Source organism: Pseudomonas sp. 8209, from assembly GCF_028682105.1.
Classification (GTDB): domain Bacteria; phylum Pseudomonadota; class Gammaproteobacteria; order Pseudomonadales; family Pseudomonadaceae; genus Aquipseudomonas; species Aquipseudomonas palmensis.
In genome coordinates this window covers 14,554-28,286 of record NZ_JANIAH010000003.1, presented here as the reverse complement: position 1 = coordinate 28,286, position 13,733 = coordinate 14,554, and the positions used below count along the sequence as shown (strand labels likewise).

At 67.7% G+C, this 13,733-nt stretch carries 13 protein-coding genes; 2 read left to right on the top strand and 11 right to left on the bottom strand.

The annotated features are described in order from the left end of the window. Positions 1-27: 27 nt before the first annotated feature. The 4 genes from NP552_RS06895 to NP552_RS06880 form a co-directional block, all read right to left on the bottom strand. Entirely contained in the window at positions 28-546 is a 519-nt protein-coding gene (locus tag NP552_RS06895) for a toxin-activating lysine-acyltransferase (protein ID WP_054915888.1), read from the bottom strand. Between the two features lie 8 nt (positions 547-554). Next, positions 555-2,327, bottom strand: coding sequence for a ShlB/FhaC/HecB family hemolysin secretion/activation protein (locus tag NP552_RS06890; protein ID WP_054915887.1), 1,773 nt, complete (start codon positions 2,325-2,327; stop codon positions 555-557). 368 nt (positions 2,328-2,695) lie between these two features. After that, positions 2,696-4,693 (bottom strand): TonB-dependent receptor family protein, encoded by a 1,998-nt coding sequence (locus NP552_RS06885; protein WP_078481732.1) that lies wholly within the window; start codon positions 4,691-4,693, stop codon positions 2,696-2,698. A gap of 58 nt (positions 4,694-4,751) precedes the next feature. Beyond that, positions 4,752-6,170, bottom strand: a complete 1,419-nt coding sequence (locus tag NP552_RS06880) for an aminotransferase-like domain-containing protein (RefSeq protein ID WP_274096588.1) — start codon at positions 6,168-6,170, stop codon at positions 4,752-4,754. Between the two features lie 124 nt (positions 6,171-6,294). On the opposite strand from NP552_RS06880, the gene NP552_RS06875 reads away from it, so the two are divergent. Together NP552_RS06875 and NP552_RS06870 are read left to right on the top strand one after the other, a co-directional pair. Next, positions 6,295-6,921: a LysE family translocator gene (locus tag NP552_RS06875; protein WP_274096587.1), complete on the top strand. Its 627-nt coding sequence runs from the start codon at positions 6,295-6,297 to the stop codon at positions 6,919-6,921. 104 nt (positions 6,922-7,025) lie between these two features. After that, a complete protein-coding gene (locus tag NP552_RS06870) occupies positions 7,026-7,466 on the top strand; it encodes a CBS domain-containing protein (protein ID WP_043861317.1) in 441 nt (146 codons plus the stop codon). A 3-nt stretch (positions 7,467-7,469) separates the two neighbouring features. Here NP552_RS06870 and NP552_RS06865 read toward each other — a convergent pair whose 3' ends face one another. From NP552_RS06865 to NP552_RS06835, 7 genes are all read right to left on the bottom strand, one after another. Then, entirely contained in the window at positions 7,470-8,108 is a 639-nt protein-coding gene (locus tag NP552_RS06865) for a hypothetical protein (protein WP_054915884.1), read from the bottom strand. 69 nt (positions 8,109-8,177) lie between these two features. Continuing rightward, entirely contained in the window at positions 8,178-8,420 is a 243-nt protein-coding gene (locus NP552_RS06860) for a DUF2789 domain-containing protein (RefSeq protein ID WP_043861319.1), read from the bottom strand. Between the two features lie 278 nt (positions 8,421-8,698). Further along, positions 8,699-10,099, bottom strand: coding sequence for an efflux transporter outer membrane subunit (locus NP552_RS06855; protein WP_043861320.1), 1,401 nt, complete (start codon positions 10,097-10,099; stop codon positions 8,699-8,701). Then, the gene (locus tag NP552_RS06850) at positions 10,096-10,971 is read right to left on the bottom strand and encodes an efflux RND transporter periplasmic adaptor subunit (protein ID WP_274096586.1); all 876 of its coding nucleotides are present in this window, start codon (positions 10,969-10,971) and stop codon (positions 10,096-10,098) included. The genes NP552_RS06855 and NP552_RS06850 overlap by 4 nt, the downstream gene beginning before the upstream one ends. Further along, complete coding sequence (locus NP552_RS06845; protein WP_043861322.1) at positions 10,968-11,180, bottom strand: DUF1656 domain-containing protein; 213 nt, start codon at positions 11,178-11,180, stop codon at positions 10,968-10,970. Before NP552_RS06845 ends, NP552_RS06850 begins: the two co-directional genes overlap by 4 nt. Beyond that, the gene (locus NP552_RS06840; protein WP_088513901.1) at positions 11,177-13,267 is read right to left on the bottom strand and encodes an FUSC family protein; all 2,091 of its coding nucleotides are present in this window, start codon (positions 13,265-13,267) and stop codon (positions 11,177-11,179) included. The genes NP552_RS06845 and NP552_RS06840 overlap by 4 nt, the downstream gene beginning before the upstream one ends. After that, positions 13,264-13,716, bottom strand: a complete 453-nt coding sequence (locus NP552_RS06835) for a MarR family winged helix-turn-helix transcriptional regulator (RefSeq protein WP_274096585.1) — start codon at positions 13,714-13,716, stop codon at positions 13,264-13,266. Before NP552_RS06835 ends, NP552_RS06840 begins: the two co-directional genes overlap by 4 nt. Positions 13,717-13,733 lie beyond the last annotated feature (17 nt).

Below are 13,733 nucleotides of genomic sequence, written 5' to 3'. Positions count from 1 at the left end.
GCGGTGCCAGACCGCCAGAAGTCAGGGTTACGCTGTGAGTTCCAGCGGGTGAGCGGCAAACCAGGCCTTGGCCTGTTCGGGAATCACGCCGATCCCCAGGTGCGTCTTGACCCGCAGGCCGCGCACTTCGCCTTGGTGGTCGAGGGCGCGCATGCAGCGGTTGGGGAACAGCTGGCGCTGCACCAGGCGCGCCAGCGTTGCCGCATGCCCGAACGGGGCGACGAAGTCGTTTATCCACAGGCGTTCGCCGCTGTTCCAGTCGGCATCGGCCATCTCGACAGGCGAGCGCTGGATGTAGCGCTGCTCGGCGGCGCCGTCGAGGTTGAGCCAGGACAGGTAGAACACCGGCTTGCCGGCCTCGCTGCCGAGCACGAACTGGCGGTGCTTGAGCGCCGGCAGCAACAGGGTGGCCAGGCTGTGCAGCGGTGCGTCGCGGTGAGCTGTGGAGTGCATCCACAGCCAGGTGGCCGAGCCCAGCACGGTGGCCTCGTTCCAGGGCTCGTCGAAGAGCCCGGGGGCGATGATGTCGAAGCGATCGATACGCATGGCGGGCCTCAGAACGACAAAGAGACAGTGAAGGCACTGGTGATGTTGGCCGTTTCGAAACCGTCGGGCTTCTTCAGCGGCGTACCCCAGGACCAGTCATACGACAGCGCCTTGTAGCCGCCGCGCACCCCTACCACGGCACCGGCCAGGCGCTTGCCCACCAGGTACTCGCTGGAGTGGCCGCTGACTTCGCCGTAGTCGACGCCGGTGTACAGCTCCTGGCCGGTATCGCCCAGGGCCAGGCCGATCTCGTTGCGCAGGGTCCAGCCGCGTTCGGCCGAGAGGATGTTCTCGCCGTCGAAGCCGCGCACGGTGTAGCGCCCGCCGATGGAGAAGCGGTCCTGCGGCACCAGCGCCGAGCGGTTCCACTGCGCGCGCCAGCCACCGATGTAGCGCATACGCTGGTTGTAGGCGATGAAGGGCACCTGCAGCTGGGCATCGGCACTGATGATTTTGGAGCGCGAGGTGCCTTCGCCGGTGAGTTCTTCTGGCGCCTGCAGTGCGCCGTGGGCACCGGTGCCGCGGCGGTAGCCCGCGCTCAGGTCGAGGGTGGAGGCGCCGATGAATTCGCGGTGGCTCAGGCCCGCTTCCCAGCCGGCCATGCGCCGGCGCTGCAGCTGGATTTCAGTGTCGTCGATGAAGTTTTCCGAGGTACGCGTCCACAGGCTGCCCCAGGCCGTGGTCTTGCGTACCGCATCGCGGTACAGCAGGCGCGACAGGCGCAGCTCGTTGTTGCGGGTTTCGCCGCGGTACTGGTAGGTCTCGTTCTCGCCGGCCACCTGCTGGTGGTAGTCGTACTCGCTGGTGGTGAAGCCCAGCAGCCAGTAGCCGAACGGCAGCGAGTAGTGCAGCGTGTTGCCCTTGGAGCCGCGATTGCCCGACTCGCCGCCGCCCAGGTCGTGGGTGGCGCTGGCGTAGAACAGGTCGTTGAGCGAGAGGATGTTGTCCAGCGACAACGCCAGGTTGCCCTGGTACTTGCCGGTGGTCTTGCTGCCGGAGTTATCCACAGACAGGCTGAGCCGCGCCGGGAAGGCCTGGCGCCAGGCGATCACGATGTCGCTCTCGCCGGGGCCGGCGTCGCGGGCCTGGGCCGGGGCGATCTGGATGTCGGCTTCGGCGGTGGGTACGCGCTTGAAGTTCTCCAGGGCCTGTTCGATGTCGCGCAGGTTGAGCAGGTCGCCCGAGTGCGCCGGCAGCGCGTTCCAGGCATTGGCGCGCGAGCTGGTGCCTTCGGCGAAGCGGATGTCGCGGATACGCCCGGGAATCAGGGTCAGGGTCAGTTCGCCGCTGTTGAGGTCCTGGGCCTGGGCCAGCACGCGGGTGGTGACGTAGCCTTTTTCGATGATCGCGTTCTGGATGCGCTTCATGGTCAGGTTGATGCCCGCGCTGCCCAGGCAGCGCCCGGTGGCCGGGTCATCCTTGGGGTTGGCGGCGCGCAGCGCCCACTGGAAGCGCTCGGCCGCATCGCCCACCAGGCGCAGTTGGCGGATGGGGAAGCACGGGGTTTCATTGGCGGGCAGGCGGCCGTCGCCTTCATCGGCCAGCGGTGCTTCGAGGCGCACGTCGGGGCGTGCTTCGAGCTGCTCGCGCTGCACCCGCTCGCGGTCGCGCTGGCGCAGCAGCTCGGCATTCGGGTCGGCGGCGTGTGCGGCGGTGCCGGCACCGGCGGCCCAGGCAGCGAGGGCCAGCAGCAGTGCGGCAGCGGGAGTGGGGCGCGAGGTGCTGACGAAGCAGTGGGCAACACGTGTCGTCAACGCCCGGCAATGGGCGATCGGCAGCATGGCACATCCTTGTGGGCCGGAATTCTTGGGGGAGTGTTATCGGGGGGCGGAGCGTTGTGCGCGGCTGAATGTTCAAGCCTGCTGGGAGGGACGGTGATTTGTCCTACAACCTCTTCCGCACCGCTCTGACGGGGATATCGCGAGAAAGTTGCAACGGGGTGTGGGAAACGTGATGGGGTTCAAGGTTTTGCAGGGGATGGCACCAGATGTGCCCTCACAAGGTGCCAGCCGCTGCTTCTGCGGCGATCGATCAGATCGAGCGCCGCCCGCGCGGCGCTTCGCCGGCAAGGCCGGCTCCTGCATCGATTGCAACGCGCCATGGCCTGCAGGATCGGCGTTGCCAGCCTTGTTCGTCCGGCGTCAGGCCTTCAGAAGCTCGCGCGAATGCCCGCGTACAAGGTCCGACCTGGGCCCGGCTCGTAGTAACGGGCGCCTGTGTCGTTGATGCGCAGGTTGTCGTAGTAACGCCGGTCAGTCAGGTTATCCACACCCACGTACGGCTCCAGCTCCTGGCCCTGAAGCTTGAGTACCGTGCCCACGCGCAGGTTGAACAAGGCATTGCCCGCCACCCGCGCCTCATTGGCGTTGTCCGCATACTGCGGACCATAGGCGTTCATGTTGACCCGTGCATAGAACGCATCCGACTCGTAGCCCACCTCGGTGAACAAGGTCTGCCGGGGAATGCCCGGCAGACGGTTGTCGTCATAGCCCTCGAAACGGGTGTAGTGGTAGTCGTTGTAGCTGTAGGCCATCGACAGGCGCCAGTTATCCACAGGCCGGTATTCGCCACTCAACTCGAAGCCGTCACGCCGCGATTTGCCGGCGTTGCTGTAGGTGTTGCCGCGGTCGGTGCTCTGCGCCACCAGTTCGTCCTTGAGCAGGATGCTGTACACCACCGCCTCCAGGCGCAGGTCGTCCCACTCGCCCTTCACACCCAGCTCGCGGGTCAGCGCCCGCGCCGGTTGCAGCCCGGTGTTGAAGCCGCCTGCGGTCGGGTTGCTCAGTTCGTTGAGGGTGGGGGTCTCGAACGAGGTGGCCACCCGCGCATACGCCATGGTGTGCTCGGTAAGGCGGTAGCTCAGGCCGGCACTGTAGTTGAAGTCTTCGAAACGCTGCGCATCGGAGGCGTCGCCGTCGCTCGGGAAGCGGTCGTCGACCGACTGGCGCGTGGCGTCATAGCGTCCGCCCAGGGTCAGTTGCAGACGCTCGGTGAGGTCGATGCTGTCCTGCACGTACAGCCCATAGCCACCGGCCTTTTCGCGTTGGCGCAGGGTGAGGTTGCCGGTGTGACCACCGACTTCGTTGTTGTGCCGCTCGCGGTCGTCGCGCTGCTGCTCGATGTCGATGCCGGTGGTGAGCTGATGACCCAGGCCGAACCAGTTGGCCAGGTGCGTGTACTGCCCGCCGACACCGGCAAACAGGCGTTCGTAGGTGGTCTGCCCGCCCGCGCGCAGCGGCAGGCGGTTGCCGAAGTCACGCCGGCCCAGCCAGGTACGCAGCTGGTAGCTGTCGGTGTCGCTCAGCTGGCTGGTCCAGTTGACCGCCAGGCGTTGCTGGTTCATCTGTTCGTCGGAGTCGAACAGCAGGCTCTGCGGGCGCGCCTGGCTGCGCTTGTCGCGCACCTGCGCGAGGGTCAGGGCGCCAGGGTCTTCGGAGCGGTTGTCGAGGGCCTGGAAGGTTACCCCCAGCACGCCGGCATCGGCCTGCCAGCGCAGCTTGCCGGTGAGGTTGCGCGCTTCGGAGGCGGCGTGATCGCGGTAGCCGTCCATGTTGGTGACGTTGAGCGCCAGCAACCCGCCAAGGTTGCCGGAGGTGCCACTGGTTTCGGCACGCACGCGGCGATAGCCGTCGGCACCACCACCCACGTCCACGAGGGTGCGCGGCTCCAGCGAGGGCTCGCGGGTGGTGATCGCCAGTACGCCGCCGGCACCGTTGCCGTACAGGGTGGAAGCCGAGCCGCGGATCACTTCGATGTTTTCCACCAGGCTCAAGTCGACACCGTCCATCTCGGTCTGGCCATCGGGCATGGTCAACGGCACGCCGTCGACCAGTACGCGGATGCCGCGCATGCCGAAGCTGGAGCGGGCACCAAAGCCGCGAATCGACAGGCGCATGCCCTGGGCCATGTTGTAGCGGCTTTGCGGCACCGCACCGGGCACCGCCATCAGCAGGCTGTCGAGGGTCAGCATCTGTTCGCCGGGCTTGTCGGCGACGCTCACCGAGCTGACGGCGGCCGGGGTCTGCAACCATTCGGAGGTCACGCGGGTGGAGGTGACTTCCAGCGGCGCCAGGTCGACACTGTCGGCGCTCGCGGAGCCCGCGCCAAGCAACAGGAAGGTGAGGACGGTGGGCCGCCTTGGCAACATGGTGACTCCTTGAAGGTGGCCGCCGGCTACACACTGTGCCGACGTTTTTGGGGGTTCGTTATAACGCAGATGCCGGGTCGGCAAAACTGTCCAATAGTACCGCCAGCTCCGACCATAGCTGCGGGTCGTCGCTGCAGGCGACGTTGAAGCGCATGCACTGCAACAGGCCGGGCTCGGGGCCGAACAGGCTGCCCGGCCCCAACAGCACATCCCGCGCCAGGCCTGCACGGGCCAGGGCCTGGGCGTCGCAACCGGGGGGCAGCCGCACCCAGATGAACAGGCCGCCGGCATACCCCAGCAGCGGCTCGCAGCCCAGCGCCCGCAGGCGCTGCTCGACGCGCCCGGCCGCCTCCTGCAGGCGCAGTTGCAGGCGCTTGCGGTGCTTGTCGTAGCTGCCATCGGTAAGCAACTGTTCGACCACCTGCTCCAGCAGTTCGGAGGTAATGCCGCCGCTCATCAGCTTCATGTGGGTGAGGCTGGCGGCCAGTTGCGGCGCGGCCACCACATAGCTGACCCGGGCGTTGGCGCTGAGGGTCTTGGAGAACCCGGACAGGTACGTCACCTGCTCCAGGCCCGCCAGCGCCGCCAGGCGGGCCGGCGCCTGCGGGTGCAGGTCGGCGTAGAGGTCATCCTCGATGACATGGCAGTCGTACTGTCGCGCCAGCTGCAACAGCGCGAACGCCTGGCCCGCAGTGAACGAGTGCCCGGTGGGGTTGTGCAGCACGCTGGTGGTCAGGTACAGCCTGGGCCGGTGCTGCGCCAGCAACTGTTCGAAACGCGCCAGGTCGAGGCCCTCGGCGGTGCGCTGCACGGTGACGATGCGCGCGCCGTGCAGGGCCAGGTTGGCGTGGAAGTTGAAATAGCACGGGCTGTCGAGCACCACGCAATCGCCCGGGCGCAGCATCACCCGCAGCAGCATGTCCAGCGCCTGCACGGTGTTGCTGGTGGTGACGATCTGCTCCAGCGGCGCGGCGATGCCCTGGCCGAGCAGGCGCGTCTGCAGGGTCTGGCGCAGCGCCAGGTAACCGGCCGGCGTGCCGTAGCCGCCAATGCGCAGGCGCGTGGAGCGGGCCACGGCGCGCAATGCCTGACGCAGGTTGCCGGGCTCCAGCCAGTCGGGCGGCAGGTGCCCGCTGCCGGGGCGCAGGCTGTTGTCATCGGCCAGCAGCGAGCGGCGCAGCACGCTGGCCAGGTCCTGCGGCAGCCAGTCGGTGTCGCCCCCCGGCACCCTCGGCGCGTGACGGCTGGCGACAAAGTGCCCGCGGCCCTGGCTGGAGGTGATCAGGTTGCGGGCACGCAGGCGGTCCAGCGCTTCGATCACGGTGAACTTGCTCACGCCCAGTTGCGCGGTCAGTTCGCGCACCGGCGGCAGGCGACTGCCCGCCGGCAGCTCGCCGGCCTCGATGGCACGCGCCCAGGCTTCGGCGATCTGCTGGACCTTGGGTGTTCCGGGGCAGAACTCGATGACGGGCAGCATGCAGGTCTCCACAGGTTTACCGGTAATCCTACCAGTAAAGTAGGGCGCGATTGCCCGCTGCTTGGCCTGCCCGCAGCGTGGCCCGCGCTCTAGACTGCGGCCTTTGCACTGTGAGCACTGCCCCATGAGCCTCGGCCTGACGCCCTCCTCTTTCGGTTACTTCGTGGTGTTCTGCGCCAGCATGACCTTCAGCCCAGGGCCGATGACCCTGCTGTTGCTGAGCCTGGGCCTCAAGGCCGGCCTGCGCCAGTCGCTGCCGGCGCAACTGGGCGCCAGCGTGGCCTACCTGCTGTCGATTCTGGTGTTTGCACTGGGCTTTTCGGCGCTGATCCAGGGCTACCCGCTGGTGCGCCAGCTGATCCAGGCCCTGGGGGTCGCGTATGTGCTGTACCTGGCCTGGCGGCAGTGGACCAGTACCGGGCTGGCGCTGGGCGATAGCGGCGGGCCGGCGCTGGAGGGTTTCCGGGCGCTGTTCGCCAGGGGCCTGCTGACCGGGCTGTCCAACCCCAAGAGCATCCTGATGTTCAGCGCGGTGTTCCCGCAGTTTGCCAGCCACACCCGCGACATCGCCGTGCTCGGCCTGACCTTCCTGCTGCTGCAGTTTGCCAGCGGCTGCCTGTACTGCTATTTCGGCCAGCGCATCCGTCATGTGCTGCAGCAGCCGGCGCGTCCGCGCCTGCTGCAACGGGCCACGGCGGTGCTGCTGACAGGCGTGGCGTTGATGCTGATGCGCGGTTTCGACGGAGCATGACGTTTTTCAATCGGCCCCATGGCGTTTTCAACCTTGCCGAGTGGGCATCCGTGCACGATTCTTAGGGGATAGGCATCGCCGCTTATCCACCGCCGAGGCTGCACATGAAAACCGTGAAAGAGCTGCTCAATACCAAAGAAGAAAAACACCATGCGGTACACACCATCAGGTCGCACCAGACGGTGCTCGAGGCACTGATGGTGATGGGCGAGAAGAACGTCGGCGCCTTGCCGGTGGTCGATGACGGCCAGGTGGTCGGGATCATCAGCGAGCGTGACTACGCCCGCAAGATGGTGCTCAAGGGACGTTCGTCGGTGGGCACGCCGGTACGCGACATCATGAGCGCACCGGTGGTCACGGTAGACCCGCACCAGAGCGTGGAGGTGTGCATGAACCTGATGACCAACAGCCACCTGCGCCATCTGCCGGTGGTGGAGAACGGCCAGCTGATCGGTCTGCTGTCGATTGGCGATCTGGTCAAGGCGGCGATTGCCGAACAGGCCAACCTGATCCTGCAGCTGGAGCAGTACATCCGCGGCGAATGAACCTCAGCGGTATTCGCCCTCCAGCTCGTCGAGCTGGTGGTCGAAGCTGCGCAGGCGCGCCGACCAGGTGTACACCAGCACTTCGAGGTCGCGGTTGAGCACGGCGCTGCCGCGCCCGGCACTCTGCTGCGAGTCGCACAGGTCGAGCTGGTAGCGTTCGCGGGCCATGGCCGTGGCCACGCTGGAAAGTTCGCGGGCGTTGTTCAGCCAGTAGCGGTGGCGCCCGCGGGTCTGCTGGTCGAGCTGCTGGCACTGGCGTTTGAGGGCTTCGAGGCTCTGTTCGAGCGGGGTGCCTTCAAGCTCGCCCATCACTTCCTGAAAAGTGCGCCCCGGCTGCCAGTAGCTGCCCCAGAAGTAGCGGTCGAATACGGTTTCGACCCGGCGCAGGGCAACCTTGGTGTTCCAGATGGCCACCAGGGTGCGGCCCTGCTCGAGCTGGCGCTTGCGCACCTTGAGCTGCTGCCAGCTGCTCCAGGCCAGGGCCGTGAGGGCCAGCGCCGCAATCACGGCGGCGGCCGCGTACATGAAGTGCATGGCCTCCACCAACTGGTAGAGCTGGCGAACGCCGTAGAAGTAGCCGGTGCTCAGCAGGCCCAGGGCGGTCACGGCCGCCCAGAAGCCGGGTGCGTAGGGATCTTTCATTGGCGCCATCCCCTTATTGTTTTTCTGAGCATAGCAACGCCAACTGCAGGTACAGGTGCCGCTCAGCGCTTATTTGCGGGGATTGCGCAGCGCCTCGTTGAGCTGGTCGAACTGAACGGCCCAGTCGGCATCCTCCAGAATCGCCTCCTTGAGGAATTCGCGCTGTGCCGGCGTCCAGAACGGCGCATCCACCAGCTTGATGTCGCCCTTGAGCGGCGAGTGGCTGGTGATGAACTGGTCGATGCCTTTGGGATCATCGGGCAGGCCAAGCTGCTTGAACAGGGCGCTAAAGCTGTGGGTAGGTGCTTCCATGGGTCACTCCTTCTGGGCGTCAGGCCGGGTTGAATGGGGTAGACAGCGCACAGGTCGTTCGAGGTCAGTCGGGTTGGCGTTTAATTTCACCGCCGGTCCCGACCGCTGGAGTTTAGTCGCTGCAGTTGCGGTACATGCAGACGTTCCGATGCCGATGGCGTCGCTCGAGGGTGGGTGGGGGCCGCTTTGCGGCCCAATCGCGGGTCAAGCCCGCTCCCACAAGGATCACCGCTGCCCATGTGGGAGCGGGCCAGAATGGCCTTGCAAGATAGCGGTTGCTACCAGCCGCCGCCCAGCGCCAGGAACAAGCCGATCTGCCCCATCGCGACCTGGGTATTGGCCGCCGCCAGCTGCGCACGCATGTCGGTGTAGGTGCGCGTGGCCTGCAGGTCGGCCAGGAACGATTCACGCCCGGCCTTGAAGAACCGGTGGGTCTGGTCGGCCGCCAGTTGCGCCGAGCGCTCGGCCTCGGCCAGCGCGTCGCGCCGGTCAAGCAGCGCGCTGTACTGCGCCAGGCTGGTCTGGGTCTCGCGGATGGCGTTGAGCACCACCCCGTCGAAATGCGCCAGCGCCGCCTGGGTCGAGGCCTCGGCCTGGCGAATGCGTGCCCGCGAACCATTGGTGGGCACGGTCCAGGTCAGCAGCGGACCAAAGCCCCAGCGGTTGGTCGCCGGCTTGCCCAGGTTCTCGAGGATGCCGATGGTGCCCACCTGCGCGCCGATGCTGATGTCCGGGTACAGCTGCCCGGTGGCCACGCCGATGCCGGCAGTGGCCGCCGCCAGGCTGCGTTCGGCCTGGCGGATGTCGGGGCGGCGCTTGAGCAGCGCGGCGCCATCGCCCACCGGCACACGTTGCGCGATGTGCGGCAGCTCGGCGCAGTGCGCGGTACCCGCCGGCAGTTGCTCGACCGGCTTGGCCAGCAGCATCGACAAGGTGTACAGGCCCGCCTCGCGCATGGCCTGGTAACGCGGCAGTTCGGCGCGCAGCGACTTGAACTGGGTCTCGGTGCGCGTCACCTGGGTTTCGTCACCGCGCCCGGCATCGCGCAGGCGCTGGGTGAGGGTCACGCTCTGCTCCTGCAGGTCCAGCGAGGCCCGTGCGATGTGGTATTCCTCGTTGGCCGCGCACACCTGGGTGTAGGCCCGCACCACATCCGCCACCAGGGTGATGCGGGCGGTGTCGGCGGCAGCCTGGGTGGCGTCGGCGTGGGCCTGGGCGGCCTCGACGCCGCGCTTGAGCGTGCCCCACAGGTCGAACTGGTACGAGGCGCTGAGGATCGCCTCGCCGATGTTGGCCACCGGCACCTTGTCGGGTTGCAGAAAGGCTTCGCCGGACTCCTGCAGGCGCTGCGCACCCAGCTTGACCCCGCCATTGAACCCGCCCTGGGCCTCGGCCTCCTCGACCTGTGCCCGCGCCCGCGCGATGTTCGCCGCGGCCACGCGCAGTTCGGTGTTGGCGGCCAGCGCCTGGTTGACCAGCGCGTCGAGGCGCGGGTCCTGGTAGAGGTGCCACCAGTTGGCGGGCACCGGCGCCGAGACCACGCTGTCGGCGTCGCTGCGCAGCGCGCCCTGCAGGTCGCCGCGATTGACCGCCGCCTCCTTGGGCACGCTGTAGTCGGGCCCGACCATCTGGCAGGCCGACAGCAGCAACCCTGCGCCCAGCAGCGCAAAGCGTTTCATCGGGCGGCATCCTCGATGATCGACACCGTGGCAGTACGCCCGGCGATCATGCGAAAGTTTTCCGGCACCTCGTCGAATGCGATGCGCACCGGTATGCGCTGTGCCAGGCGCACCCAGCTGAAGGCCGGGTTGACGTTGGGCAGCAGGTTGGCGCCACTGCTGCGGTCACGGTCCTCGATGCCTGCGGCGATGCTCTGCACGCGACCGCGCAGGCGCGCGTCGTCGCCCATCACGCGGATATCCACGGCCTGGCCGATATGGATGCCGCCCAGCTTGGTCTCTTCGAAATAGCCATCGACGTGGTAGGAGTTGCTGTCGACCACCGACAGCACCGGGCGCCCGGCGCTGACGAACTCGTGGGCGCGCGGGGCGCGGTCGTTGAGGTAGCCGTCGACCGGGCTGCGTACCAGCGAGCGGTCGAGGTTCAGCTGCGCCGCGTCCACCGCCACCTGCGCCTCGGCCAGGGCCGATTGCGCGCGGGCCTGGCGCGACTGGCTTTCTTCGAGCTGCTCCTGCGCCACCAGGTTGCCCAGGCCACGGTTGCGGCGCGCCTCGCGCTGCGCCTGGGCCAGGGTTTCACGGCGTTCGGCCAGGGTCGCCTGGGCCTGGCGCAGGGCCAGGTGGAAGCGGTCCTGGTCGATGCTGAACAGCACGTCGCCGCGCTTGACCACCTGGTTGTCGCGTACCGACACCTGCTGGATCAGCCCGGACACATCGGGGGCGATCTGGATCACGTCGGCGCGGATGTGGCCGTCGCGGGTCCAGGGGGCGAACATGTAGTACAGCACCATCTGCCACACCAGCACGGTTGCCAGCGATACCACCAGCAGGGTCAGGACCACGCGGCCCAGGGTCAGTAAGGGTTTTTTCATGGCAGCATCAGGCTTCGGCAAAAGTGGTCGACCGTGCCCAGCAGCACGGCGTAGAGAGCAACGTTGAACAGCGCCCGGTGCCAGACCAGGCGGTAGAAGTGCAGGCGCGTGAGTACCGCGTGCACCCCCAGGAACAGCACATAGGTGAACACCATCATCACCAGCAGCGTGGGCAGAAATACCCCGCTGATATCCAGTTCACCGATCACAGGGGGGCTCCATCGATGCCGTAGGGCAGTTGCGGTTGATCGTCGGACGGTTCCAGCACCACCTCCACCCCCGGCAGCAGCGCCAGGCGCAGGCCGCTCAGGGCATGCAGCAGGTGCACGCGGGTTTCCCCGCAGTCGGCCATGGCCTCAAGGTTCAGGGCATGCCGCGCACGCTCCATGCTGCGCAGCAGGTCGGCCGGCGCATGCAGGCGGCGGCGGGCCTTGAGGCACGCCTGAAAGTGCGCACCCACCTCAGCGATCACCTGCGCCAGCGCCGCCTGTGCCGGCGGCGTGGCCCGTGGCATGTAGGCCAGCAGGTCGAGCAGGTTGAGCCCCACGCGCAGGTCGCGCAGCGCGCTGTTGGTGTCCTGGCCGGTCTGGGTCAGGCGCGGCAGGTGCTGCATCAGGCGGTCGAGCATCTGCACGCCGAGGCGCCGGTGTTCGGCCAGGCTGGCCGGGCGGGTCATGCCGACGATGTCGTGCCAGCTGAAGCGGGTCAGGCGCTTGGCCGCCAGCTCCACGCCGAACGGGCGCACCACCAGGGTCCAGATGAAGGCGAACAGCAACCCCACCGGGCCGGCCAGGTTGGCGTTGGCAAAGGTCAGGAAGTCCGCGTCGTAGGCGCCCTGGATGCTGATGAACGAGGCGGTGTTGACGATGGTGAGCAAGGTGCCCAGGTAGAAGCGCGGCTGCACCGTGAGGGTGCCGACGCAGATGAACGGCACGGCGAACGCCAGTACCAGCATCGGGAAGTCATGCAGGTTGGGCAGCACCAGGAACAGGTAGAGGCTGGCGAACACCACCGACAGGGTGGTCCAGAAGAAGAACCGGTAGATCTGCGGCGCGGGATCGTCCATGGCCGCGAAGAAACTGCACGCCACCGCCGCGAGGATCACGGCGCTGGCGCCGTCGGGCCAGCCGAGCAGTATCCACAGCGCGGTGGCGGCGAGGATCGCGGTGAAGGTGGAGAACACCGAGTAGAGCATCAGCCCACGGTCGAAGAACGGCGTCAGGCGGCCCAGGCGCCAGTGCCGGTACACCGCGCGCCAGGGCGACAGGTCTTCGTCGCGGATGGCGTGCTGCAGGCTGCAGCAGTCCTGCCACAGGTCGATCCATTCGCCCAGCCGGTAGAGGGCATTGGACAGCAGCAGGCCGGGGCGCTCGTCGAGGGCGGCGACACTCGGTTGCAGGCGTTCGAGCTGCTCGCGCAGGGCCGTCCAGCGCGCCACCGAGGCGTCTTCGGCGCTGGCCTGCAACCAGCTGCGGGCCTGCTCCAGCAAGCCTTGCAGTTGCGCCGCCTGGGCCGGGGCGCGGCCTTCGAGGGCCAGCAGCGCGTCGTCGAGGGCGTCGATCACCGGGAACAGGTGGATCATGCGCCCGCGCAGCTCGCGGGCATTCTTGACCGTCTGCGGCCGCGCGCCCTCGTGGGACAGCTGGCCGATCATCATCTCCAGCGAGTTGAAGGTGGTGACCATCGAGGCGCGCAGCCCGCCCACGGTTTCGGGCGTGGCCTGGCGGGCGAGAAAGGTGTCGCAGTAGCGGATCGCCTCGGCGAACCAGTTGCCGGTGGCGCCGACCACCACCGGGGTGAGCCGGCGCGGCCAGAAGATCGCCCCGACCACCGCCGCGCAGACGATGCCCAGGCAGATTTCCTGGGCCCGCGAGGAGGCGATGTCGAACACCGCCAGCGGGTTGTCCACCACCGGCAGGGCGATCATCGGCAGGGTGTAGCCGGCCAGCATCAGCGCGTAGCTGTTGGCGGTGCGCAGGTGCAGCGAGAGAAACAGCAGGGTGCCGGTCCACAGGGCGATGGCGCAGGTGAGCAGCACCGGGGTCTGAACCAGCAGCGGCACCAGGAACACCGCCCCCGCCGCGCCCAGCAGTGTACCCAGGGCTCGGTACAGGGCCTTGGAGCTGGTGGGCCCGACGAACGGGCTGGAGACGATGTAGACCGTGGCCATCGCCCAGTAGGGGCGCGGCAGTTGCATGAGCAGGGCGATGTACAGGGCGATCATCGACGCGGCGAAGGTGCGCACGCCGTAGAACCAGTCCCGCGCCGGCGGCATGGAGCTGAAGAAGTCCTTCATGAAGGCACGCCCGACGAGCGCTGCGCGGCGTCTTCGAAGGCGCGCACCACACGCAGCGCCGCTTCGAGGTCGGCGGGCGGGATGTCGTGCAGCACCTGGCGGCGCAGGCGCACCAGCTCGGCCTCGATCGCCTCGGCCAGCTCGCGCCCGCGCGGGGTCAGGCTCAGGGCCTTGGCGCGGCGGTCACCGGGGGCTTCGCTGCGGCATACGAAACCGGCGCTGCACAGCTGGTCGAGCAGGCGCACCAGCGACGGGCTTTCAAGCCCTGCGGCCTGGGCCACCGCCACCTGGTGCACGCCATCGCCCAGGCGCACGATCATCAGCAGTGGTACCGCACAGGCTTCGGAGATGCCGTAGCCGACCAGCGTGGCCTGGCAGATGCGCCGCCAGTGACGGCTGGCCGCGACCATGCCGCTGCTGATGTTCAGTTGCAGTGCATCAAGATTCATGGGCAAGGTGTCGAGAT

What these genes read in the sequence shown, in the direction of transcription:
- NP552_RS06895 (WP_054915888.1), bottom strand. Translation starts at nt 546, where the DNA reads ATGCGTATCGATCGCTTCGACATCATCGCCCCCGGGCTCTTCGACGAG.
- NP552_RS06890 (WP_054915887.1), bottom strand. Translation starts at nt 2,327, where the DNA reads ATGCTGCCGATCGCCCATTGCCGGGCGTTGACGACACGTGTTGCCCAC.
- NP552_RS06885 (WP_078481732.1), bottom strand. Translation starts at nt 4,693, where the DNA reads ATGTTGCCAAGGCGGCCCACCGTCCTCACCTTCCTGTTGCTTGGCGCG.
- NP552_RS06880 (WP_274096588.1), bottom strand. Translation starts at nt 6,170, where the DNA reads ATGCTGCCCGTCATCGAGTTCTGCCCCGGAACACCCAAGGTCCAGCAG.
- NP552_RS06875 (WP_274096587.1), top strand. Translation starts at nt 6,295, where the DNA reads ATGAGCCTCGGCCTGACGCCCTCCTCTTTCGGTTACTTCGTGGTGTTC.
- NP552_RS06870 (WP_043861317.1), top strand. Translation starts at nt 7,026, where the DNA reads ATGAAAACCGTGAAAGAGCTGCTCAATACCAAAGAAGAAAAACACCAT.
- NP552_RS06865 (WP_054915884.1), bottom strand. Translation starts at nt 8,108, where the DNA reads ATGAAAGATCCCTACGCACCCGGCTTCTGGGCGGCCGTGACCGCCCTG.
- NP552_RS06860 (WP_043861319.1), bottom strand. Translation starts at nt 8,420, where the DNA reads ATGGAAGCACCTACCCACAGCTTTAGCGCCCTGTTCAAGCAGCTTGGC.
- NP552_RS06855 (WP_043861320.1), bottom strand. Translation starts at nt 10,099, where the DNA reads ATGAAACGCTTTGCGCTGCTGGGCGCAGGGTTGCTGCTGTCGGCCTGC.
- NP552_RS06850 (WP_274096586.1), bottom strand. Translation starts at nt 10,971, where the DNA reads ATGAAAAAACCCTTACTGACCCTGGGCCGCGTGGTCCTGACCCTGCTG.
- NP552_RS06840 (WP_088513901.1), bottom strand. Translation starts at nt 13,267, where the DNA reads ATGAAGGACTTCTTCAGCTCCATGCCGCCGGCGCGGGACTGGTTCTAC.
- NP552_RS06835 (WP_274096585.1), bottom strand. Translation starts at nt 13,716, where the DNA reads ATGAATCTTGATGCACTGCAACTGAACATCAGCAGCGGCATGGTCGCG.